Source organism: Bacillus sp. MD-5, from assembly GCF_002201875.1.
Taxonomy (GTDB): domain Bacteria; phylum Bacillota; class Bacilli; order Bacillales; family Bacillaceae; genus Bacillus; species Bacillus stercoris.
In genome coordinates this window covers 3,535,446-3,557,144 of sequence record NZ_CP021911.1, presented here as the reverse complement: position 1 = coordinate 3,557,144, position 21,699 = coordinate 3,535,446, and the positions used below count along the sequence as shown (strand labels likewise).

Sequence of the window (21,699 nt, the reverse complement as noted above, 5' to 3'; positions counted from 1 at the left end):
CATTTTAAAGGAGGAACTTTTTCATGAATTTAATAGCAGCTGCGATCGCAATTGGTTTAGGCGCACTTGGTGCAGGTATTGGTAACGGTTTGATTGTTTCACGTACGGTAGAGGGGATTGCCCGTCAACCGGAAGCAGGTAAAGAACTAAGAACTCTTATGTTCATGGGTATCGCATTAGTTGAAGCCCTTCCTATTATCGCTGTCGTTATCGCATTCTTAGCGTTCTTTGGCTAAGCATAAAAGCCTTATATGAACTAAAAATGGCGAAGATCATTCCAAGAGAACCTTCGCCATTGCTTTATGTCTGATAAGCATCCCGCCTTGCCGGCTGAAAAGAGACAAGTGCGGCTGCTGGATCAGCAAAGAAAAACCTGCAGAAGGGAGTTGCCGTAGTAGATGTCTCAATTACCACTTGAACTAGGATTGTCGTTTAACGGCGGAGATATCCTGTTCCAACTGTTAGCTATGTTAATCTTATTAGCGCTTCTGAAGAAATACGCTTTAGGGCCGCTATTAAACATAATGAAACAGCGTGAAGACCACATCGCTGGAGAAATTACGTCTGCTGAAGAAAAAAATAAAGAAGCGCAGCAGCTGATTGAAGAGCAGCGCGTTCTTTTAAAAGAAGCAAGACAAGAATCCCAAACTCTTATCGAAAACGCAAAGAAACTGGGAGAGAAGCAAAAAGAAGAGATTATTCAGGCTGCACGTGCAGAATCTGAACGTCTGAAAGAAGCAGCAAGAACTGAAATCGTGAAGGAAAAAGAACAGGCGGTTTCTGCTCTCCGTGAGCAAGTAGCGTCTCTTTCTGTCATGATTGCGTCGAAAGTGATCGAAAAAGAACTGGATGAACAAGCTCAAGAGAAATTAATCCAGGACTATCTTAAAGAGGTAGGAGAAAGCCGATGAGTGGATCAGCTGTCTCTAAACGATATGCATCAGCTCTTTTTGATATAGCCAATGAGTCCGCTCAGCTGAATCAAGTAGAAGAAGAGCTAATTGTTGTAAAACAAGTATTTCAAAATGAAAAAGCGCTGAATGATGTGTTAAACCATCCGAAGGTGCCGGCTGCGAAGAAAAAAGAGCTGATTCAACATGCATTTGGCTCTTTGTCACAGTCCGTACTCAATACGATTTTTCTTTTGATTGACCGCCATCGTGCCGCGATTGTCCCTGAGTTCACAGATGAGTTTATCAAACTCGCAAATGTGGCCCGTCAAACAGAAGACGCTATCGTATATTCAGTGAAACCGCTGACGGATGCAGAAATGTTACCATTATCACAAGTGTTTGCAAAAAAAGCCGGAGTCGCTTCACTAAGAATCAGAAATGAAGTGCAGACGGATTTAATAGGCGGCATTAAAGTCCGCATTGGAAACCGGATTTATGACGGCAGCGTAAGCGGGAAGCTTCAGCGCATCGAACGTCAATTAGCCGGGGAAAATCGATAGAAGGGGTGAAACCTAAGTGAGCATCAAAGCTGAAGAGATTAGCACACTGATAAAACAGCAAATACAAAATTATCAATCTGATATTGAAGTTCAAGACGTAGGTACAGTCATCCAAGTCGGTGACGGTATTGCTCGTGTGCACGGCCTTGACAACTGTATGGCCGGTGAACTTGTCGAATTTTCAAACGGTGTTTTGGGTATGGCTCAAAACCTTGAAGAATCAAACGTAGGTATCGTCATCTTAGGACCTTTCAGTGAGATCCGTGAGGGAGACGAAGTAAAAAGAACAGGCCGCATCATGGAGGTCCCTGTTGGTGAAGAGTTAATCGGCCGTATCGTAAATCCGCTAGGGCAGCCGGTAGACGGACTTGGCCCGATCCTGACAAGCAAAACTCGTCCGATCGAAAGCCCTGCACCAGGCGTTATGGACCGTAAATCCGTTCATGAACCGCTTCAAACCGGTATCAAAGCGATCGATGCACTGATTCCAATCGGCCGCGGCCAGCGTGAGCTGATCATCGGTGACCGTCAAACAGGTAAAACATCTGTTGCGATCGATGCGATCCTGAACCAAAAAGACCAAGACATGATCTGCGTATATGTTGCGATCGGTCAAAAAGAATCAACAGTCCGCGGCGTAGTAGAAACATTGCGTAAACACGGCGCGCTTGATTATACAATTGTTGTAACGGCGTCTGCGTCACAGCCGGCACCGCTTCTGTACCTGGCACCGTATGCTGGGGTTACAATGGCAGAAGAATTTATGTACAGCGGCAAGCACGTTCTTGTTGTATATGATGATCTTTCTAAACAAGCAGCTGCTTACCGTGAGCTGTCCTTGCTTCTTCGCCGTCCGCCAGGCCGTGAAGCATTCCCTGGGGATGTATTCTATCTTCATTCCCGTCTGCTTGAGCGTGCAGCAAAGCTTAGCGACGCGAAAGGCGCAGGATCAATTACAGCTCTGCCGTTCGTAGAAACACAAGCCGGAGATATCTCTGCTTATATTCCGACGAACGTCATTTCCATCACCGACGGACAGATCTTCCTGCAATCTGATTTGTTCTTCTCAGGCGTACGTCCAGCGATCAACGCCGGATTGTCTGTATCCCGTGTCGGCGGCTCAGCGCAAATCAAAGCGATGAAAAAAGTATCAGGTACTTTGCGTCTTGACCTTGCGTCATACCGTGAGCTGGAAGCATTCGCTCAATTCGGTTCTGACCTCGACCAAGCGACTCAGGCAAAACTGAACCGCGGTGCGCGTACAGTTGAAGTGCTGAAGCAGGATCTGAACAAGCCGCTTCCGGTTGAAAACCAAGTAGCCATTCTTTATGCGCTGACAAAAGGATATCTTGATGATATTCCTGTGGCGGATATCAGACGTTTTGAAGAAGAGTACTACATGTACCTTGACCAAAACCATAGAGACCTGCTTGACGGAATTGCGAAAACAGGAAACCTTCCTGCTGATGAAGACTTCAAAGCTGCAATCGAAGGCTTCAAACGCACATTTGCACCAAGCAACTAACTCGAATGCTGATGAGAGAAAAAGGTTCTCTTTTTCTCTCTTTTTACGCAGATGAAGAGAAAAGGTGGTGAAATCTTTGGCCTCATTACGCGATATTAAGTCAAGGATCACGTCAACGAAAAAAACGAGCCAGATTACAAAAGCCATGCAGATGGTATCTGCGGCTAAGCTGAATCGTGCTGAAAACAATGCAAAATCATTTGTGCCATATATGGATAAAATCCAAGAGGTTGTGTCAAACGTCGGGAGAGTTTCCGGCAACGTGAAGCATCCGATGCTTCTCAGCAGAGAAGTGAAAAAAACGGCATACCTTGTCATTACGTCTGACCGCGGTCTTGCCGGCGCTTTTAACAGTTCGGTTTTACGAAGTGCTTATCAGGCCATGCAGGAACGTCATCAGTCTAAGGATGAGTATGCGGTGATTGCCATCGGAAGAGTGGGCCGTGATTTCTTTAGGAAACGTGAGATTCCGATCATTTCCGAGTTAACAGGGCTTGGAGATGAAGTAACGTTTACAGAAATTAAGGATCTTGCCCGTCAAACGATCCAAATGTTTATAGACGGTGCGTTTGATGAACTGCACCTTGTTTATAACCATTTTGTCAGCGCCATTTCTCAAGAAGTAACGGAGAAAAAACTTCTGCCGTTATCTGATTTGGGCAGCAGCGGCGGAAAAAGAACGGCGTCTTATGAATTTGAACCATCTGAAGAGGAGGTTCTGGAGGTTTTGCTTCCTCAATATGCAGAAAGCTTAATCTTCGGTGCGCTTCTTGACAGTAAAGCAAGTGAGCACGCTGCAAGAATGACGGCGATGAAAAATGCGACAGATAACGCGAAGGAACTTATCGATTCACTTTCGCTTTCATACAACCGTGCTCGCCAAGCAGCCATCACACAAGAAATTACGGAAATTGTCGGCGGAGCAGCCGCTTTAGAATAGAAAGATTTTGTCAGGAGGGATAGCGATGAAGAAAGGACGCGTTAGCCAGGTATTAGGACCGGTCGTCGACGTGCGTTTTGAAGACGGTCACTTGCCTGAAATTTATAATGCGATTAAAATTTCACAGCCAGCTGCAAGTGAAAACGAAGTAGGTATTGATTTAACGCTTGAGGTCGCTCTTCATTTAGGCGATGATTCAGTCCGTACAATCGCAATGGCATCTACGGATGGTGTTCAGCGCGGTATGGAAGCTGTAGATACAGGAGCGCCAATCTCAGTACCGGTTGGTGATGTAACACTCGGACGTGTATTTAACGTTCTTGGAGAAAATATTGATTTGAATGAGCCGGTTCCTGCGGATGCGAAAAAGGATCCGATTCACAGACAGGCGCCTTCATTCGATCAGCTTTCAACAGAAGTTGAAATTCTTGAAACAGGTATTAAAGTTGTTGACTTGCTTGCTCCTTACATCAAGGGCGGTAAAATCGGATTGTTCGGCGGTGCCGGTGTAGGTAAAACCGTATTAATCCAGGAATTAATCAACAACATCGCGCAAGAGCACGGCGGTATCTCTGTATTCGCCGGCGTAGGAGAGCGTACTCGTGAAGGGAACGACCTTTTCTATGAAATGAGTGACTCTGGCGTAATCAACAAAACAGCCATGGTATTCGGACAAATGAACGAGCCGCCGGGCGCACGTATGCGTGTTGCTTTGACAGGCCTAACAATGGCTGAGCACTTCCGTGATGTACAAGGACAGGACGTACTGTTCTTCATCGATAACATTTTCCGTTTCACACAAGCGGGTTCTGAGGTTTCAGCCCTTCTTGGCCGTATGCCTTCAGCGGTTGGTTATCAGCCGACGCTTGCAACTGAAATGGGTCAGCTCCAAGAGCGTATCACGTCTACGAACGTTGGATCAGTTACATCTATCCAGGCGATCTACGTGCCTGCCGATGACTACACTGACCCGGCGCCGGCGACAACGTTCGCTCACTTGGATGCGACAACAAACCTTGAGCGTAAATTAACTGAAATGGGTATTTACCCTGCGGTTGATCCGTTGGCATCTACATCACGCGCCCTTGCTCCTGAAATTGTTGGAGAAGAGCATTATGCTGTTGCACGTGAAGTACAGTCAACGCTTCAGCGTTACAAAGAGCTTCAAGATATCATTGCGATTCTCGGTATGGATGAATTAAGTGATGAAGACAAGCTTGTCGTTCAACGCGCACGCCGTATCCAGTTCTTCCTTTCTCAAAACTTCCACGTGGCTGAACAGTTCACTGGACAAAAAGGTTCTTACGTGCCTGTAAAAGAGACGGTACAAGGCTTCAAAGAAATCTTAGCTGGTAAATACGACCATCTTCCAGAAGATGCGTTCCGTCTCGTAGGCCGTATCGAAGAAGTTGTTGAGAAAGCAAAAGAAATGGGTGTAGAAGTTTAATCTGGTCCTAGGAGGGTAAAAGCATGAAGACCGTTAAAGTCAATATCGTTACTCCCGACGGCCCAGTATACGATGCGGATATCGAAATGGTGAGTGTGAGAGCCGAAAGCGGCGATCTCGGTATTTTGCCAGGTCATATTCCAACCGTGGCTCCTCTTAAAATCGGCGCTGTCCGTCTGAAAAAAGACGGACAGACTGAAATGGTTGCCGTCAGCGGCGGATTTGTAGAAGTCCGTCCTGATCAGGTCACCATCCTAGCCCAGGCTGCCGAGACAGCGGAAGGCATCGATAAAGAGCGCGCTGAAGCTGCACGCCAGCGGGCGCAGGAGCGTTTGAATTCTCAATCAGATGATACTGACATTCGTCGGGCTGAGCTTGCGTTACAGCGGGCTTTGAACAGATTGGATGTAGCAGGGAAATAAGAAAAAAATCCTTCTCTTTATGAGAAGGATTTTTTTTATGAACGCACTAGAGAATCAAACAGCGACAGCAGCGGGCGATCCTCTTTTTGGCGCAAGTATAAACCATCACAGGTATTCATTGTATGCCACGATTTGCGATGTCTTCTAAAGCCCAGTGTATAAGCGCCGTCTTTATACGGATAAGGTTTTACAACCCATTCAGCATCTTCATGGCGGGCAATCACGCAATCTATAAGATAAACACTGATCATTTTCTCGAATTCTTCAATAGGAAGATTCCAATCAGCAAGCAAAAGCTCTTGTATACTTTGAAAATAGAGGTTTTCCAGCTCTTCAAGGCTTTCTCTCGTATAGGTAAGAGAAATGTTAAAAAACTGACACAATTCATTCAGTTCTTCAATCTGTGACTGTCTATAATCATAATAGAATGCAATTGCTTCCCATTCCTGTTCAAAAATTGGCAGGTCCTCACCATATTGCTTTTCAGGCTGAAAAAAAGAATGATTCACATTTGCCAGCTCCTTTCCAATAAAGTATATCATGTAAAAGAATCACACTTTAAGTGGGGGTTAGCCCTAGATTTGGCTGATTATTCCGTTCTGTATAAAATGTATCATCTTTATCTGCGCTTCTTATATAATAAGAAAGGGTATGAGCGCAGAGAAAGGAGTGTAATAGATGAGTGTATTGGGACAGCAGGCTGCAATCGGCATTGTCGTTCACCTGATTTTTATAGCAGTGACTTGGTGGGCGCTGCAAGCCGTCAATATAGATCCGTTAATCAAAAAAGGCAAAGTCGTGCAGGCAAGACTCCTTATGATTTTGCTGACAATCGCTATTGGAACGGCGGTTGCGAATTTCTTTTTAGATTACCTCAATTATTCACAGCAGCTTCCCTATCTATTTTAATAGGTTTTGACTATCGTCATCATGGGAATGGTTGGAGGAAGCGGGTTGAAGCAATAGCTCGAGTTTTGACGAAGATTTTTACGTATGGCGCCTCTTGCCTCCGGTAAAACTGGGGATAAGGGGGAGAGATGAACATGAAGAAAAAACAAGTAAGCCACGCCATTATGATTTCCGTCATGTTAAGCTTCGTCATTGCTGTTTTCCATACCATTCATGCGAGTGAATTAACGCCGTTGGCACAAATAGCAGAGGGGATGGAACGCCAAGATGTGTCAATAGATAAGTGGACATTGCATGCAAAACAAAACATGTCACTGACCGAAAAAGAATTTGATCAAAAAGTGCAACGTTTAAAATCAGAGTATCGTCAATATGATTGGACGATTGCGCAGGAAGATAAAGTCGTAAAGGCAATTGGCACATATACTGACAAAAAAAATCGCACTTCTTTTAGACTGCAGCTTGTCACAACCCTCAAAAAACACAACCCAACTTCGTATTTATTATATGAGCAAATGAGTCTTGAGACACCGGATAGCTGGAATGATACATATGAACAGTTTGAACGGGAGACACTTGGGATATTCCAAGAAAAAGTAGTTATTTTTACTTGTCTAAATGGTCATTTAGATGATAATATGAATATTGTTTTGCAAAAAAAAGCAAATCAGTTATTAAATGAATTTCAAGCAAGATCAGTAGAACATGTAGTTGAGCCAAATTTCGTTTCTATTTCTGCGTTTACAGATGAGTGGGAAGAGTACATTATGACCTCGAAACATAAGATGAATTTGCAAATTGCACTTAGAAGTGCAGGAATGGGCGGAAAACATACCGTTACGGTTGGCACACCAATCGTTACGACTGAATATTAATATAGAGAATTTAGGGACGCGGAGGGGAATACCTTGGAAAAAATCATCGTCCGCGGCGGTCAGAAGTTAAACGGCACAGTCAAAGTTGAAGGCGCTAAAAATGCCGTTTTACCTGTTATCGCTGCATCTTTATTAGCAAGTGAAGAAAAAAGCGTAATTTGTGATGTACCTACGCTCTCCGATGTATATACAATTAACGAAGTGTTGCGTCATTTAGGAGCAGATGTGCATTTTGAGAATAATGAAGTGACTGTGAATGCTTCATACGCTTTGCAAACTGAAGCACCTTTTGAATATGTTCGTAAAATGCGTGCGTCTGTGCTTGTCATGGGGCCGCTTCTTGCGCGTACAGGTCATGCAAGAGTTGCGCTTCCGGGTGGATGCGCAATTGGTTCCAGACCGATTGATCAGCATTTAAAAGGTTTTGAAGCAATGGGCGCAGAAATCAAAGTCGGTAATGGCTTCATTGAAGCTGAAGTAAAAGGCCGACTGCAAGGCGCAAAAATTTATCTGGACTTCCCAAGTGTAGGAGCTACAGAGAACCTGATTATGGCAGCTGCTTTAGCTGAAGGAACAACAACGCTGGAAAACGTGGCAAAAGAACCCGAAATCGTTGATTTAGCAAACTATATCAACGGCATGGGCGGAAAAATCCGCGGAGCTGGCACCGGCACCATCAAAATTGAAGGAGTCGAAAAGCTTCACGGCGTAAAACACCATATTATTCCTGACCGTATTGAAGCGGGCACATTTATGGTTGCTGCTGCAATCACTGAAGGAAACGTATTAGTAAAAGGAGCGGTTCCTGAGCACCTCACCTCTTTAATCGCAAAAATGGAAGAGATGGGTGTAACAATTAAGGATGAAGGTGAAGGCCTGCGTGTCATCGGCCCGAAAGAACTGAAACCGATTGATATCAAAACAATGCCTCACCCGGGCTTCCCGACTGATATGCAGTCACAAATGATGGCGCTTCTGCTTCGTGCAAGCGGCACAAGCATGATTACAGAAACTGTTTTTGAAAACCGCTTTATGCATGCGGAAGAATTCCGCCGTATGAATGGTGATATCAAGATTGAAGGACGTTCTGTCATCATTAACGGTCCTGTACAGCTTCAGGGAGCTGAAGTTGCAGCGACTGATTTGCGTGCAGGTGCAGCGCTGATTCTTGCGGGGTTAGTGGCTGAAGGTCACACACGTGTTACTGAACTGAAGCACTTAGACCGCGGTTACGTTGGTTTCCATAAGAAGCTTGCCGCTCTGGGCGCAGACATCGAACGTGTAAATGATGAGTCTGCTTCTGAGCAAGAGAATAAAGAAGTCGTTTCTGACTTAAATGCATAAACTTACTTGAAAATCAGTATGTCACTCTGGCATACTGGTTTTTTATTTTTTGTGTATTATCATCATTATGCGCAAAATAGCAAAAAAGAATACGTAAATGACAAATAAAGTTTCTGTCCAAAACGAGAGTCATATTAGCTTGTCCCTGCCCATAGACTAGACTAGAGTCGAATCCCGAGCAGGAGGCAGCTGAATATGAAACAATTCGCAATCACACTATCCGTACTATGTGCATTGATTCTCTTGGTTCCCACCCTTTTGGTTATACCGTTCCAGCATAATAAGGAAGCGGGGGCCAGTGTAGAATCAGAAAAGACAGCAGTCAGCACGAGACCAGCATCGAAAGGAGCAGAAACATTGAAAGCATCACCTGTTTCTATTCCCGTCTATCGAACCGCAAATCAATCCGTAGAAAACATTCCGCTTGAAGAGTATGTGATTGGAGTCGTCGCCTCCGAAATGCCGGCAACCTTTAAACCTGAAGCGCTGAAAGCCCAGGCCCTCGCCGCCAGAACATTTATTGTCAGACTGATGGTGTCAAATTCAGCGGTTGAGGCCCCTAAAGGCTCACTGGTGGATGATACACAAATGTTCCAGGTGTATAAAAACAAAGCGGAGCTAAAAAAGCAGTGGGGCACAAGCTATGAAGCAAAACTGAAGAAAATCACAGATGCGGTTGCCAGTACGCAAGGCAAAATCCTAACGTACAACAACCAGCCGATTGAAGCCTCCTTTTTCTCCACAAGCAATGGCTACACAGAGAATGCAGAAGCTTATTGGACAAGTGCTATCCCATATTTAAAAAGCGTCAAAAGCCCATGGGATAAAAAGTCTCCGAAATATAAGTCAACAAAAACCTTTACAGCAGCAGAGTTTGAGCAAAAGCTCGGCGTCAAGCTGGATGGGTCTAGCGCAGTAGGAAGGATTACCGGAGAGACACCGGGCCACCAGGTCGCAACAGCCGTCATTAACGGCAAGACGCTGAAAGGAAGAGACATACGTGAAAAGCTGGGTCTCAACTCCGCCGATTTTGAATGGAAGCGAAATGGAGACACAATTACAGTCACGACGAGAGGATTTGGCCACGGTGTAGGGATGAGCCAATACGGAGCGAATTTTATGGCGAAAGAAGGAAAAACGGTTGATGACATCGTGAAGTACTATTATCAGGGCACACAAATTTCTGAGGCCGATTCGTTTTTGAATAAATATATGGCGAAAAAGTAAAAAAGACGCTCATTGAGCGTCTTTTTCTATTCCTGAATGTCTTTTATCTAAGGGCGGTTGAAACGGTTTAGAGGAGCTTCTGGCAGTCTTTGAGGACCAGTCCTTTTTTCCTGATTGCAGGTTTTAAGATTGTGGTAAAGTCATCCACATTTGTCGACAGACTTCGACAGACTCATATAACGAAAGCCGAAAGGCGGACAATCTTCTTTTTTCATAGGAGCGTTAGGTGGAAATCACTAATAAAAACATAGGTTTCTATGCAAAAGTAAACAACAGCAATGGGGAAGCCCGCCCTATTTATTTCTCGGTTTTTGTCGATTACGATAGGTTATGTTCAGCGTTGAACATCTGCACGCAGAAACAAATTGGTAAAGGGGTACGAACATGAAGAAAAGATTTTCACTGATCATGATGACGGGATTGTTATTTGGATTAACTTCACCTGCTTTTGCAGCTGAAAAGAAAGAAACGGAGGCTAAAGCTCCTGCGAACGTGGCAGTCTTGCTTGATGCCAGCGGAAGTATGGCGAAAAGAATAGACGGTGTCTCTAAATTTAATTCAGCCAAAAAAGAAATTTCAAAGTTTGCAAGCTCACTGCCAGAAGGAACTCAGGTGAAAATGAGTGTGTTTGGCTCTGAAGGAAACAATAAAAATTCCGGAAAAGTTCAATCATGTGAAGCCATTCGCAACGTATACGGCTTCCAAAGCTTTAATGAGCAAAGCTTCCTCAATTCTCTCAATACAATTGGACCGACTGGCTGGACGCCAATTGCCAAAGCGCTGAATGAGGCGAAATCTTCTTTTGACCAGCTTGACGAAAAAGGGGAAAAAGTGGTGTATCTGTTGACAGACGGTGAGGAAACGTGCGGAGGAAATCCGATTAAAACAGCAAAGGAACTGCAAAAAGACAATATCACTGTGAATGTGATCGGTTTTGATTATAAAGAGGGATACAAAGGACAGCTGAACGCGATTGCGAAAGTAGGCGGCGGTGAATACTTCCCTGCTTATACTCAAAAAGATGTTGAGAAAATCTTCACTCAGCAATCATTGATGTTATCTAAATAAGAAAAAAAGAGGCTGATAGCGGTCAGCCTCTTTTTGGTATGTAACATAATGTTCAAAAGTAATCAGGTATCAGCCTGTAGCATAGTAGCAGATTTCCGTTTTTCTGTGATGATCAAGGCGAAAAAAGAATGAATCATGTCACAATATGCATATGCTTTTTGGGCGAAAAAGGCTACATATCAACGGAATTTCAAGTGATTTTGAACAGGAAGTGAAAGCAGCACAAAAGGCAGCTTGCCCTATATCTTTTTGCATTTTCATATTCTAGCATAAAGAAGAATCCAACTATAGTTGGAAAATATGATAAAGAAAGGAAGAAAAACATGAAAAAAAAACTGCTGGCTGCCGGCATCATTGGATTGCTGACTGTCTCCTTTGCCTCCCCGTCTTTTGCAGCTGAGAAACAGACTGACACAAATGTAGCTGTTTTGTTTGATGGAAGCGGAAGCATGATTCAAAAAACAGGGGGAGAGCGCAAAATAGACATTGCCAAAAAATCAGTAAAGTCTTTTGCCGAGCTGCTTCCGAAGGATACAAATCTCATGCTTCGCGTTTTCGGACATGCTGGAAACAATAAATTGTCCGGCAAAGCTCTTTCATGCAGCACGACGGAAACCATTTACGGCCTTCATCCATATGAAGGATCGCTGTTTGACAATTCATTGAGTGAGATCAAGCCGACTGGCTGGACACCGATTGCCAAAGCACTTTCAGACACAAGAAAAGAATTTGAAGCTTTTGGCGCGGACGGGAAAAATGTGGTGTACTTAATCACTGACGGTGAAGAAACGTGCGGCGGAGACCCTGCGGCGGAAATCGAAAAGCTTCGTGCATCGAATGTGGACACGATCGTAAATATTATTGGCTTCAACTTTGATGTTAAAGGCAATGAAGAGATGAAACAAGCGGCTGTAGCTGGAGGCGGAGAATACATTTCAGCGAACAGTGCGGATGAGTTTGAACAGGCTTGGGAAAAAGAAGCACAAAAATTTACTGAGTAAGGAACCTAATGATCAGGCGCTCCCCCAGGCGCCTTTTTTTATTGGTTTAAAAACAGCTTGGGCGGGAATGATACCCTTAAAAGGGGTTGAACATATGAAATTATTAGGAATGATTTTTCTTATAGCCACCGTGGCATTCATATTGATTGGTGTTCTTCTAAAACTGGCAGCCTTCTTTTTTGTCAGCATTCTCACCTTGATCGCAGCTATCGTGCTGTTTACGGTCCTGAGAAAGAATCAGCATAATCAAACATAGAGTCCTTTGTACAGAGGGCTCTTTTTTATGTCTCAGAATTCGACAAAATCCGAGGAGTGTGAAAAAATATAAAGGCAGGAACATTGCGGAGGGGAAGAGACATTGAACGATAAAGCAACTGCGGTCAGGGATGTATGGCGCTATGAACAAGGGGAAATAAGCAAAATAAAAGACCGGATGGTGACGGAATACCCTTTGACAGTGATACTGAATGGCAGTGAATTTGTGACGCTCGTTTGCACGCCTGAGCATATCAAAGAGCTTGTCATCGGATTTCTCGCATCAGAGGGTGTTATACGATTTCAAAAAGAGATTAAAAGGTTTACAATAGATGAAAGTCTCGGTTTTGTTTATGTCGACCTCGTTCATCCTGAGACGTTGGATCAAAAGGATTATACGAAACGGGTGATCGGCTCATGCTGCGGAAAGGGCCGTCATTTTTATTTTCAGCAGGATGTCAAAACAGCCAAGACGGCTGTCAGCCAAATCAAGATATCGCCTGATGCATGTATGGCGCTTATGAAAGACATGCAGCAAAGGAGCGGGACGTTTCAGGAGACGGGAGGCGTCCATAATGCGGCGCTATGCGACACAGAGAAACTGCTGTTGATGCGCACAGATATCGGCCGGCACAACGCACTTGATAAATTATACGGACATTGCCTTCTAAATGGGATGTCCGTCCGTGACAAACTGATTGTGTTCAGCGGCAGAATCTCATCAGAAGTTCTGTTAAAGGCGGCAAAAATCGGCGTGTCGATTGTCATTTCCAAATCGGCCCCGACGGAGCTTGCGATTCAAATGGCGGAAGAATTGAATATCACAGCGATCGGATTTGTCAGAAACGAATCATTTAATGTATATACACACCCTGAGAGAATCGGGGGATAGGAAGGGGCTGTAGCTATGATTACAGAGTCGCGTCAGATGTTGGATAAGAGAAACAGACCGCTGAGAGACCTTCGCATTTCTGTTACAGACCGCTGCAACTTCCGATGCACGTACTGTATGCCCGCCGAATTATTCGGTCCGGACTATCCTTTTTTAAAGAAAGAGGAGCTGCTTTCATTTGAGGAGCTGGAACGGCTTGCGACACTTTTTGTCACAAGATTTGGCGTTGAAAAAATCCGCTTGACCGGCGGAGAGCCCCTCATGAGAAAGGATATGCCGGAACTAATCAAAAAACTGGCCCGCATTCCGGGTGTCCGTGATATTGCGATGACGACAAACGGTTCACTGCTGCCTGTTTATGCGGAGAGGCTCAAGGAAGCCGGGCTGAAACGGGTTACGATCAGCCTTGATTCTTTAGAGGATGAGCGTTTTAAAAAGATAAACGGGCGCGGCGTTTCTGTCAGCAAGGTGCTGGAAGGCATTGAAGCGGCGAAGCAAGCGGGGCTCGGTGTTAAAATCAATATGGTCGTCCAAAAGGGCGTCAATGAAAAAGATATACTGCCAATGGCCCGTTATTTTAAAGAAAAAGGCCATATCCTGAGATTCATTGAATTTATGGACGTAGGCAATACCAACCAATGGGAAAAGAAAGACGTTATGACGAAGGCGGAAATCATAGATTTGATCAATGAACACATGCCGGTTGAGCCGATAGCACCTAATTATACAGGCGAAGTGGCTTCCAGATTCCGCTACTTGGACGGCTCCGGAGAAATCGGCGTCATCTCATCTGTATCTGATGCGTTCTGTGGATCTTGCAACAGGGCCCGTCTTTCTGCGAGGGGTGAGCTGTTCACCTGTTTATTTGCTTCAAGCGGATTTGACCTCAGAGCTCCGGTTCGTCAGGAACTAAGTGATGACGAACTGTCAGAAATGATCGGCACAGTCTGGAAAAACCGGATCGATCAGTATTCAGTCGATCGTACGCTATCAAAAGCATCAGGCAAAAAGAAAGTGGAAATGTCTTATATTGGCGGTTAATATGAAGTCAAAAGCTTATCGGCGCTGTCCGGTAAGCTTTTTTTATCAAAATCTGAGTGCAAAAAATTCGTATAAAAACCGAAATATATAAGGATAGGCATAAAGAAGGATTCATTGTAAGAAAAATTAATTCCAAAGCCATACATTATGATAAAATATAACCAATTAGAAAATAGAAAGGGTTGGAGGGGCATGGCCGCGTACGAGATCCCGTCATCTCAAGTAGGAGTGAAAATCAATAAGTGGTATAAGCACATTTTAGCATTTCAAGTGGCTGATGCCGTAAAGCTGAAGAAAGAAATTGATCAAGACATAGAACAGATGGAAGAGGATCAGCTGCTTCTCTTGTATTATCAGCTGATCAGCTACAGGCACCAGATTATGCTGGATTATGTAAAGCCCGACCTGCACGAGGAATCTCAGCTTCAATATCGTGAATTGATCAAAAGGCTGGAAAGCAATCAGGACAGCATCTCCGGATTATCTGAGTATTATTTTCACTTGTTTAGAGGAATGTACGAATTTGAACAGAACAATTACATCTCCGCTATATCCTTTTACCGGAAAGCTGAGAAGATGCTTGCGTTTGTAGAAGATGAAATTGAAAGAGCGGAATTTCATTTTAAAGTGGCAGAAGTCTTTTATATTATGAAGCAGACGCACTTTTCCATGAACCACGCCGTACAGGCGCTGGAGACGTATAAGGCTAATGATTTTTACAGAGTCAGAAGAATTCAATGTCATTTCGTCATATCAGGAAACTACATAGACTACAGAAATTATGAAAAAGCGCTTGAGCATTTGGATGACGCATACCGTCTTGCTTTATTGGAGGGACAGCCCCGTTTGATCGGATCAGCCCTTTATAATATCGGGAATTGCTATGATGACAAGGGGGAGCTGGATCAAGCCGCCGAATACTTTGAAAAAGCGCTTCCTGTCTTCGAGGATTATCAGCTGGAACAGCTTCCAAAAACGCTCTTCAGCCTGACCCGCGTTCTTTTCAAAAAACAAGATGCCGAGGCTGCCATGCACTACTATGAAAAGGGAATTGCCATCGCCAAAAAGCGTAACGACTTCTTCAGTCTGGCAAAATATAAATTTCTGCAGGCCTTATATGTGGAATCTGTCAATTTGGATATGATTCAAGAAGTATTTGATTATATGGAAGAAAAAGGCCTGTACGTATATATTGAAGAATTTGCTTTAGATGCAGCCTCCTATTTCAGTCATCGCGAGCAATATAAAGAAGCGGTGTATTTTTATGAAAAAGCGGTCAGCATGAGAGAGATGATTCAAAGGAACGATTGTTTATATAAAGTATGAAACAAAACCATCTGCGGGCAGATGGTTTTTTTATATGCAAAAAAAGGGGAGCATCGGAACGTTTATTTCCGGGGAGAACAGGAAAAATCGCTACAGCACTGTTTTTTGTACAAAAGCCGTTTTGGGATGCAGATATACATGATTGATTGAGGGGGAATTCGATGTTTGGTTTCAATGATATGGTGAAGTTTCTATGGTCTTTCCTCATTGTTCTGCCGCTTGTACAGATCATACATGTTTCGGGGCACAGCTTTATGGCCTTTATTTTTGGCGGAAAAGGCTCATTGGATATTGGAATGGGAAAAACACTGCTTAAGATTGGGCCAATACGGTTCAGAACGATTTATTTTATCGATTCTTTTTGCCGATACGGGGATTTGAAGATTGACAATCGATTCTCAAATGCACTCGTGTATGCCGGAGGCTGCCTGTTTAATCTGATTACGATTTTTGCAGTCAATCTGCTGATTATACACAGTGTATTAAAGCCGAATGTGTTTTTCTATCAGTTTGTCTATTTTTCTACGTATTACGTGTTTTTTGCCCTTCTGCCGGTTCGGTATTCAGAGAAGAAGTCATCAGACGGGCTGGCGATATATAAAGTGCTCCGTTACGGAGAGCGCTACGAAATCGATAAATAACATTGGAATGTTTAGTGCCTCTCAGATCGGGAAGGTAACAAGTACACACATAAATGAGGGGAGAGAATCAACATGGGTAACGATAGTGTAAAAGACAAAATGAAAGGCGGCTTTAATAAAGCCAAAGGAGAAGTGAAGGATAAAGCCGGAGATATGACTGACAGAACGGACATGAAGGCTGAAGGCAAAAAAGATAAGGCGAAAGGCGAAATCCAAAAGGATATCGGGGAAGCCAAGGATAAATTCTCAGATAAAGATTAATCATACGGAAGAGGCAGGAAACGATATGTTTCTTGTCTTTTTTTGTTCACTTTTTCTGATGTGAATAAATATAACAAAAAAAGCAGCTGGTTTGGTCAAAATATCTAAATTTTTCAAATATTATTTGAATTGATGAACCTCTTCTATATAATAATGACATGAGTTGTTAACTTTTGTAACGTCAGTTGGTGAAATCAAAAAGGCAGAGTTCTTGATAAAAAGCTTGAACCCATCATGGAAGACGGCGCCTCAGGCTGGCCCACATATGCGAAAAAATGAAAAAACTTCTTCAGCAGGATAAAGCAGCTGCTGTTTTTGAAGGATGGACATCTGTAAGCTGTTCTGATTGCGGACAGGAGTGTAACGTCTAGTTACAATCAATGATACGGCTGCTTCCGCCAACAGGAGGCTATCTGTTTCATCAAACGTTTGTTCAAAACGAAAAGGCGGAAAAACGGGCAGGAGCGGGTATTGCGTATGTTCCGCAGGGAAGATACATTTTTTCCTCCTTAACTGGAAGAAGCGGGCGGGGCAGGTCAAGGGAGAAATTTTTTTTAGTGGTTTCCCGTTTTGAAGGAGATGCTTGACCCAGCTTGCAATTGCCAGAGCGCTGATGGGAAATCCAAAAATTATTTTACTTGATGAACCAATGGAAGGAATTCAGCCATCAATTATCGAACTAATCAGACAAGTTATCGTAGAAATTTCCAGAAAAAAAGACATTTCCATTGTTTTAGTCGAGCACAGTCTGGAAAACGCGTTAACATGTGCTGACTACCTTTATGTGATCGACAGGGGAACGGTTGTCGACCATGGAAAGGCCGATGAAGAAACGGCACGCCGCTTTGAAAGGCATCTTACCGTATGACCCGGTACTTGAAGAAAGGGAGGTGATGTCCCGCCTGCATGCTCCAAAAATTCGTAGTAACCGCATCCGCTTTATATGATAAAAGAAGGAGGATTACAGATGAAACTGACACCGGTTGAACAAGAAAAATTGCTCATTTTTGCAGCGGGGGAATTAGCCAAACAGCGAAAGGCGCGGGGCGTTCTGCTGAACTATCCTGAGGCTGCCGCTTATATCACCTGCTTTATTATGGAAGGCGCGCGTGATGGGAAGGGAGTAGCAGAGCTGATGGAAGCCGGCCGCCATGTGTTAACGGAAAAAGATGTGATGGAGGGTGTGCCTGAGATGCTGGACAGCATTCAGGTAGAGGCCACATTCCCGGATGGAGTAAAGCTTGTTACGGTACATCAGCCAATTTCTGCGGAGGTGAAGTCATGAAGCCGGGGGCATTTCAAATTGCTGAGGGAACGATAACGATTAATGAAGGCCGTGAGACACGGGAGATTACGGTAAAAAACACCGGATCACGCTCCATTCAAGTCGGCTCGCATTTTCATTTTGCGGAAGCAAACGGGTCTTTATTATTTGACCGTGAGCTGGCGATCGGCATGCGCCTTGATGTTCCATCGGGCACGTCGGTCCGTTTTGAGCCTGGAGAGCAGAAAACGGTCACACTTGTGGAAATCGGAGGACGCAAGACAATTAGAGGCCTGAACGGAATGGCTGACACGTTTATCGATGAACGCGGCAAAGAAAAAACGTTGGCCAACTTAAAACAAGCCGGCTGGATGGAGGGTGTAATCCGATGAAAATGTCACGGAAGGAATATGCGGAGCTGTTTGGCCCGACAACGGGCGATAAAATCAGATTGGGCGACACGGATTTATGGATCGAAGTCGAAAAGGATTTCACAGTCTACGGTGAAGAAATGATCTTTGGCGGTGGAAAAACGATCCGCGATGGCATGGGCCAAAACGGCAGAATTACAGGGAAGGACGGCGCTTTGGATTTGGTTATCACCAACGTCGTGCTATTGGATTACACAGGCATTGTCAAAGCTGATGTCGGTGTGAAGGATGGCCGGATTGTCGGCGTCGGAAAAAGCGGAAATCCTGATATCATGGATGGTGTCGATCCGCATATGGTCATCGGAGCGGGTACAGAGGTGATTTCCGGTGAAGGCAAAATTTTAACAGCCGGGGGAGTGGACACACACATTCATTTTATTTGTCCGCAGCAGATGGAAGTTGCGCTTTCTTCAGGTGTGACGACCCTTTTGGGAGGCGGAACAGGACCCGCAACCGGCAGCAAAGCGACCACTTGTACATCCGGCGCATGGTATATGGCGAGAATGCTGGAAGCGGCCGAAGCGTTTCCAATCAATGTCGGTTTCTTAGGGAAAGGGAATGCATCCGATAAAGCGCCGCTGATCGAGCAGGTGGAAGCCGGCGCCATCGGCCTTAAGCTTCATGAAGATTGGGGCACGACGCCAAGCGCCATTAAAACGTGTATGGAAGTCGTGGATGAGGCTGATATTCAAGTTGCCATCCATACAGATACGATTAACGAAGCGGGGTTTTTGGAAAACACGCTCGACGCGATTGGGGACCGGGTCATTCATACCTATCACATTGAAGGTGCAGGCGGCGGCCACGCCCCGGATATTATGAAGCTCGCCTCTTACGCGAACATTCTGCCGTCATCTACAACGCCAACCATTCCTTATACCGTTAATACGATGGATGAGCATCTTGATATGATGATGGTCTGTCACCATTTAGATGCGAAAGTGCCTGAAGATGTGGCGTTCAGCCATTCCAGAATCAGGGCTGCGACGATTGCCGCGGAGGATATTCTCCATGATATCGGTGCGATCAGCATGACATCATCGGATTCCCAAGCGATGGGACGGGTCGGTGAAGTGATCATCCGAACGTGGCAGGTAGCCGATAAAATGAAAAAGCAGCGAGGCGCTCTTGCCGGCGAAAATGGGAACGACAATGTGCGCGCAAAACGGTACATTGCCAAATACACGATAAATCCGGCAATTACGCACGGGCTCAGCCATGAAGTCGGCTCGGTAGAAAAAGGGAAGCTTGCCGATCTCGTTCTGTGGGACCCGGTATTTTTCGGTGTAAAACCGGAATTGGTCTTAAAGGGCGGCATGATTGCACGTGCGCAAATGGGAGATCCAAACGCTTCCATCCCGACTCCTGAACCGGTTTTCATGCGCCAAATGTATGCGTCTTACGGAAAAGCCAACAACTCAACCTCGATTACATTCATGTCACAGGCAAGCATAGAGCGGGGTGTGGCGGAAAGCTTAGGGTTGCAAAAAAGAATTTCTCCTGTCAAAAATATCAGAAAGCTGAGCAAGCTGGATATGAAATTGAACTCAGCTTTGCCGAAAATCGAGGTTGATCCAAAAACCTATCAGGTCTTCGCTGACGGGGAGGAATTGTCTTGCCAGCCTGTCGATTATGTTCCACTTGGACAAAGATATTTTTTATTCTGATAAGACGCGGCCGGAGTGCATCCGGCCGTTCTATTGACTAAAAACGGTGCACAAAACACGTGTATTTAGTGTATATTAGATGTTGACAAACGAACTAAATGTAACTATTATAGTTACAACGGTGGTGAAAAAACATGATTAACAGCCGTCTTGCTGTTGCCATTCATATTTTATCCCTCATCTCGATGGATGAAAAAACATCTTCAGAAATCATTGCTGACAGTGTCAACACGAATCCGGTAGTGGTCCGAAGAATGATCAGCCTGCTGAAAAAAGCTGATATTCTCACCTCACGCGCAGGTGTGCCTGGTGCAAGCCTCAGAAAAGATCCGGCTGATATTTCTCTTTTAGAAGTGTACCGGGCTGTCCAAAAGCAAGAAGAACTCTTTGCGGTTCATGAAAACCCAAACCCGAAATGTCCGGTAGGGAAAAAAATTCAGAACGCCCTGGATGAAACGTTTGAAAGTGTCCAAAGAGCGATGGAAAATGAACTGACAAGCAAGTCATTAAAAGATGTTATGAATCATCTCTTTTAGACAAAAGGGATGACTTCTCACCGCTAACATGTAACTAAAATTGTTACAAACAAGGAGGAAATGAAAAATGAAAATTGGAATTATCGGGGCAAGCGGAAAAGCAGGAAATGAGATTTTGAAAGAAGCGAAAACAAGAGGCCATGAAGTGACTGCCATCGTCCGAAATGCTTCAAAAGTGCAGGAACAGGACGTAGCGGTTTTGGAGAAAGATGTGTTTGAACTGACTGCAGAAGACATCAAGCCTTTTGACGCGGTCGTAAATGCTTTTGGGGCAGCGCCTGGCCAGGAGCATCTTCATGTAGAAGCAGGCAGAGCACTCATCAGCATCTTAAAAGACGCGAAGCACACAAGATTGCTTGTTGTTGGCGGAGCGGGAAGCCTGTTTGTTGATGAAGCCAAAACAACCCGTTTAATGGATACGCCGGAATTTCCGAAAGAATATTTGCCAACTGCATCAAATCAAGGCGAGAACCTGAAAGACTTGCAGCAGACAGACTCTATTTCCTGGACATTCCTCAGTCCTGCGGCATTTTTTGATCCGGCAGGAAAACGGACTGGCTCTTACCAAAAAGGGAAAGACAATGTCATCGTAAATGCCAAAGGCGACAGCTATATCAGCTATGCAGATTATGCCATTGCCGTATTGGATGAGCTTGAAAATCCCGAACACAAAAATGAACGCTTCACAGTGGTAAGCGAAGCGGAATAATAAAAAACCCGGAGCCAGCTCCGGGTTTTTCTCATTAATAAGTGCTGTACGTATCGCTGAATATGCCGTCAGCAATCCCAAGCATGAAAAAGATAAAGAAGGCGATGATCGCAAGAATGGATACAGCAATGCTTACGATCAAATAAATCCCTTGCATCTTTACGAATTTCGCGTAATTCTCCAGCATTAAGTCTTCAGACTGTCCGCTATTGTGTTCAGCCATTTGGCCTGCTTCTCTAGCTGACCTCATCAAAAAGATGCCGGAAATAATTTGAAGCACGCCCGGCACGGCACCGATTAGAAAAAAGAACGCGCCTGAAAGCGCGGTAATTGCGCCCATAATAATAAATAAAATGCCTGTAGCTTTTCCCCATTTTGAAATGCTGATGAGGGTTTTGTTCATTGTTTCAGGATTCATGTATAGTAGCTCCCCTTTACAAAAAAATACTCACTTTTCTTTTATAC

General features: G+C 44.5%; 27 protein-coding genes. 25 read left to right on the top strand and 2 right to left on the bottom strand.

What is annotated here, in order from left to right; genetic code table 11:
* Positions 1–23: 23 nt before the first annotated feature.
* From atpE to CDO84_RS17945, 7 genes are all read left to right on the top strand, one after another.
* Entirely contained in the window at positions 24–236 is a 213-nt protein-coding gene (gene atpE, locus CDO84_RS17975) for a F0F1 ATP synthase subunit C (protein WP_003151167.1), read from the top strand.
* A gap of 162 nt (positions 237–398) precedes the next feature.
* Positions 399–911, top strand: a complete 513-nt coding sequence (gene atpF, locus CDO84_RS17970) for a F0F1 ATP synthase subunit B (protein WP_003244051.1) — start codon at positions 399–401, stop codon at positions 909–911.
* Positions 908–1,453, top strand: a complete 546-nt coding sequence (locus CDO84_RS17965) for a F0F1 ATP synthase subunit delta (RefSeq protein WP_040081550.1) — start codon at positions 908–910, stop codon at positions 1,451–1,453. Before atpF ends, CDO84_RS17965 begins: the two co-directional genes overlap by 4 nt.
* Positions 1,454–1,469: 16 nt before the next feature.
* Positions 1,470–2,978, top strand: coding sequence for a F0F1 ATP synthase subunit alpha (atpA, locus tag CDO84_RS17960; protein WP_040081551.1), 1,509 nt, complete (start codon positions 1,470–1,472; stop codon positions 2,976–2,978).
* Positions 2,979–3,054: 76 nt separating this feature from the next.
* Complete coding sequence (gene atpG, locus CDO84_RS17955) at positions 3,055–3,918, top strand: ATP synthase F1 subunit gamma (RefSeq protein ID WP_040081552.1); 864 nt, start codon at positions 3,055–3,057, stop codon at positions 3,916–3,918.
* Between the two features lie 25 nt (positions 3,919–3,943).
* Positions 3,944–5,365, top strand: a complete 1,422-nt coding sequence (atpD, locus tag CDO84_RS17950; RefSeq protein WP_014665715.1) for a F0F1 ATP synthase subunit beta — start codon at positions 3,944–3,946, stop codon at positions 5,363–5,365.
* 23 nt (positions 5,366–5,388) lie between these two features.
* The gene (locus tag CDO84_RS17945; RefSeq protein ID WP_014478254.1) at positions 5,389–5,787 is read left to right on the top strand and encodes a F0F1 ATP synthase subunit epsilon; all 399 of its coding nucleotides are present in this window, start codon (positions 5,389–5,391) and stop codon (positions 5,785–5,787) included.
* 35 nt (positions 5,788–5,822) lie between these two features.
* Here CDO84_RS17945 and CDO84_RS17940 read toward each other — a convergent pair whose 3' ends face one another.
* Complete coding sequence (locus CDO84_RS17940; RefSeq protein ID WP_040081553.1) at positions 5,823–6,296, bottom strand: hypothetical protein; 474 nt, start codon at positions 6,294–6,296, stop codon at positions 5,823–5,825.
* 169 nt (positions 6,297–6,465) lie between these two features.
* On the opposite strand from CDO84_RS17940, the gene CDO84_RS17935 reads away from it, so the two are divergent.
* The 18 genes from CDO84_RS17935 to CDO84_RS17845 all read left to right on the top strand — a co-directional run bounded on the left by CDO84_RS17935 (position 6,466) and on the right by CDO84_RS17845 (position 21,234).
* A complete protein-coding gene (locus CDO84_RS17935) occupies positions 6,466–6,696 on the top strand; it encodes a DUF1146 family protein (protein WP_003227691.1) in 231 nt (76 codons plus the stop codon).
* A 134-nt stretch (positions 6,697–6,830) separates the two neighbouring features.
* Entirely contained in the window at positions 6,831–7,571 is a 741-nt protein-coding gene (locus CDO84_RS17930; RefSeq protein ID WP_040081554.1) for a YwmB family TATA-box binding protein, read from the top strand.
* 33 nt (positions 7,572–7,604) lie between these two features.
* A complete protein-coding gene (gene murA / locus CDO84_RS17925) occupies positions 7,605–8,915 on the top strand; it encodes a UDP-N-acetylglucosamine 1-carboxyvinyltransferase (RefSeq protein ID WP_040081555.1) in 1,311 nt (436 codons plus the stop codon).
* Positions 8,916–9,110: 195 nt separating this feature from the next.
* Positions 9,111–10,142 (top strand): stage II sporulation protein D, encoded by a 1,032-nt coding sequence (gene spoIID / locus CDO84_RS17920; protein WP_040081556.1) that lies wholly within the window; start codon positions 9,111–9,113, stop codon positions 10,140–10,142.
* Positions 10,143–10,526: 384 nt separating this feature from the next.
* Positions 10,527–11,210, top strand: a complete 684-nt coding sequence (locus tag CDO84_RS17915; protein WP_040081557.1) for a vWA domain-containing protein — start codon at positions 10,527–10,529, stop codon at positions 11,208–11,210.
* Positions 11,211–11,533: 323 nt separating this feature from the next.
* The gene (locus tag CDO84_RS17910) at positions 11,534–12,211 is read left to right on the top strand and encodes a vWA domain-containing protein (protein ID WP_014665708.1); all 678 of its coding nucleotides are present in this window, start codon (positions 11,534–11,536) and stop codon (positions 12,209–12,211) included.
* A gap of 94 nt (positions 12,212–12,305) precedes the next feature.
* Entirely contained in the window at positions 12,306–12,467 is a 162-nt protein-coding gene (locus CDO84_RS17905) for a hypothetical protein (protein WP_014665707.1), read from the top strand.
* Between the two features lie 102 nt (positions 12,468–12,569).
* A complete protein-coding gene (fdhD, locus tag CDO84_RS17900; protein ID WP_040081559.1) occupies positions 12,570–13,358 on the top strand; it encodes a formate dehydrogenase accessory sulfurtransferase FdhD in 789 nt (262 codons plus the stop codon).
* Between the two features lie 15 nt (positions 13,359–13,373).
* Positions 13,374–14,399, top strand: coding sequence for a GTP 3',8-cyclase MoaA (moaA, locus tag CDO84_RS17895; protein WP_040081560.1), 1,026 nt, complete (start codon positions 13,374–13,376; stop codon positions 14,397–14,399).
* A 192-nt stretch (positions 14,400–14,591) separates the two neighbouring features.
* Positions 14,592–15,725: a response regulator aspartate phosphatase RapB gene (gene rapB, locus CDO84_RS17890; protein WP_040081561.1), complete on the top strand. Its 1,134-nt coding sequence runs from the start codon at positions 14,592–14,594 to the stop codon at positions 15,723–15,725.
* Positions 15,726–15,886: 161 nt separating this feature from the next.
* Positions 15,887–16,366, top strand: coding sequence for a hypothetical protein (locus CDO84_RS17885; protein ID WP_014665701.1), 480 nt, complete (start codon positions 15,887–15,889; stop codon positions 16,364–16,366).
* Positions 16,367–16,438: 72 nt separating this feature from the next.
* Positions 16,439–16,627 (top strand): stress response protein CsbD, encoded by a 189-nt coding sequence (locus tag CDO84_RS17880; protein ID WP_014665700.1) that lies wholly within the window; start codon positions 16,439–16,441, stop codon positions 16,625–16,627.
* A 583-nt stretch (positions 16,628–17,210) separates the two neighbouring features.
* The gene (locus CDO84_RS21945; protein WP_231560757.1) at positions 17,211–17,495 is read left to right on the top strand and encodes an urea ABC transporter ATP-binding protein; all 285 of its coding nucleotides are present in this window, start codon (positions 17,211–17,213) and stop codon (positions 17,493–17,495) included.
* Between the two features lie 99 nt (positions 17,496–17,594).
* Positions 17,595–17,912: an urease subunit gamma gene (gene ureA, locus CDO84_RS17865; RefSeq protein ID WP_003227724.1), complete on the top strand. Its 318-nt coding sequence runs from the start codon at positions 17,595–17,597 to the stop codon at positions 17,910–17,912.
* Entirely contained in the window at positions 17,909–18,283 is a 375-nt protein-coding gene (gene ureB / locus CDO84_RS17860; protein ID WP_040081563.1) for an urease subunit beta, read from the top strand. The genes ureA and ureB overlap by 4 nt, the downstream gene beginning before the upstream one ends.
* A complete protein-coding gene (gene ureC / locus CDO84_RS17855; RefSeq protein WP_040081564.1) occupies positions 18,280–19,989 on the top strand; it encodes an urease subunit alpha in 1,710 nt (569 codons plus the stop codon). The genes ureB and ureC overlap by 4 nt, the downstream gene beginning before the upstream one ends.
* A gap of 134 nt (positions 19,990–20,123) precedes the next feature.
* Positions 20,124–20,525 carry an Rrf2 family transcriptional regulator gene (locus CDO84_RS17850; protein WP_040081565.1) on the top strand — a complete coding sequence of 134 codons (402 nt, stop codon included), beginning with the start codon at positions 20,124–20,126 and terminating at the stop codon, positions 20,523–20,525.
* A 67-nt stretch (positions 20,526–20,592) separates the two neighbouring features.
* Positions 20,593–21,234 carry an NAD(P)-dependent oxidoreductase gene (locus CDO84_RS17845; protein ID WP_014665690.1) on the top strand — a complete coding sequence of 214 codons (642 nt, stop codon included), beginning with the start codon at positions 20,593–20,595 and terminating at the stop codon, positions 21,232–21,234.
* Positions 21,235–21,268: 34 nt separating this feature from the next.
* On the opposite strand, the gene CDO84_RS17840 is transcribed toward CDO84_RS17845, so the two are convergent.
* A complete protein-coding gene (locus CDO84_RS17840) occupies positions 21,269–21,652 on the bottom strand; it encodes a DUF5362 family protein (protein ID WP_040081566.1) in 384 nt (127 codons plus the stop codon).
* Between the last annotated feature and the right edge of the window lie 47 nt (positions 21,653–21,699).

Excerpts from the sequence above, each read along its gene's own strand:
- atpE (WP_003151167.1), top strand. The coding sequence starts at position 24 with ATGAATTTAATAGCAGCTGCGATCGCAATTGGTTTAGGCGCACTTGGT.
- atpF (WP_003244051.1), top strand. The coding sequence starts at position 399 with ATGTCTCAATTACCACTTGAACTAGGATTGTCGTTTAACGGCGGAGAT.
- CDO84_RS17965 (WP_040081550.1), top strand. The coding sequence starts at position 908 with ATGAGTGGATCAGCTGTCTCTAAACGATATGCATCAGCTCTTTTTGAT.
- atpD (WP_014665715.1), top strand. The coding sequence starts at position 3,944 with ATGAAGAAAGGACGCGTTAGCCAGGTATTAGGACCGGTCGTCGACGTG.
- CDO84_RS17945 (WP_014478254.1), top strand. The coding sequence starts at position 5,389 with ATGAAGACCGTTAAAGTCAATATCGTTACTCCCGACGGCCCAGTATAC.
- CDO84_RS17935 (WP_003227691.1), top strand. The coding sequence starts at position 6,466 with ATGAGTGTATTGGGACAGCAGGCTGCAATCGGCATTGTCGTTCACCTG.
- CDO84_RS17930 (WP_040081554.1), top strand. The coding sequence starts at position 6,831 with ATGAAGAAAAAACAAGTAAGCCACGCCATTATGATTTCCGTCATGTTA.
- spoIID (WP_040081556.1), top strand. The coding sequence starts at position 9,111 with ATGAAACAATTCGCAATCACACTATCCGTACTATGTGCATTGATTCTC.
- CDO84_RS17915 (WP_040081557.1), top strand. The coding sequence starts at position 10,527 with ATGAAGAAAAGATTTTCACTGATCATGATGACGGGATTGTTATTTGGA.
- CDO84_RS17910 (WP_014665708.1), top strand. The coding sequence starts at position 11,534 with ATGAAAAAAAAACTGCTGGCTGCCGGCATCATTGGATTGCTGACTGTC.
- CDO84_RS17905 (WP_014665707.1), top strand. The coding sequence starts at position 12,306 with ATGAAATTATTAGGAATGATTTTTCTTATAGCCACCGTGGCATTCATA.
- moaA (WP_040081560.1), top strand. The coding sequence starts at position 13,374 with ATGATTACAGAGTCGCGTCAGATGTTGGATAAGAGAAACAGACCGCTG.
- rapB (WP_040081561.1), top strand. The coding sequence starts at position 14,592 with ATGGCCGCGTACGAGATCCCGTCATCTCAAGTAGGAGTGAAAATCAAT.
- CDO84_RS17885 (WP_014665701.1), top strand. The coding sequence starts at position 15,887 with ATGTTTGGTTTCAATGATATGGTGAAGTTTCTATGGTCTTTCCTCATT.
- CDO84_RS17880 (WP_014665700.1), top strand. The coding sequence starts at position 16,439 with ATGGGTAACGATAGTGTAAAAGACAAAATGAAAGGCGGCTTTAATAAA.
- ureA (WP_003227724.1), top strand. The coding sequence starts at position 17,595 with ATGAAACTGACACCGGTTGAACAAGAAAAATTGCTCATTTTTGCAGCG.
- ureB (WP_040081563.1), top strand. The coding sequence starts at position 17,909 with ATGAAGCCGGGGGCATTTCAAATTGCTGAGGGAACGATAACGATTAAT.
- ureC (WP_040081564.1), top strand. The coding sequence starts at position 18,280 with ATGAAAATGTCACGGAAGGAATATGCGGAGCTGTTTGGCCCGACAACG.
- CDO84_RS17850 (WP_040081565.1), top strand. The coding sequence starts at position 20,124 with ATGATTAACAGCCGTCTTGCTGTTGCCATTCATATTTTATCCCTCATC.
- CDO84_RS17845 (WP_014665690.1), top strand. The coding sequence starts at position 20,593 with ATGAAAATTGGAATTATCGGGGCAAGCGGAAAAGCAGGAAATGAGATT.
- CDO84_RS17840 (WP_040081566.1), bottom strand. The coding sequence starts at position 21,652 with ATGAATCCTGAAACAATGAACAAAACCCTCATCAGCATTTCAAAATGG.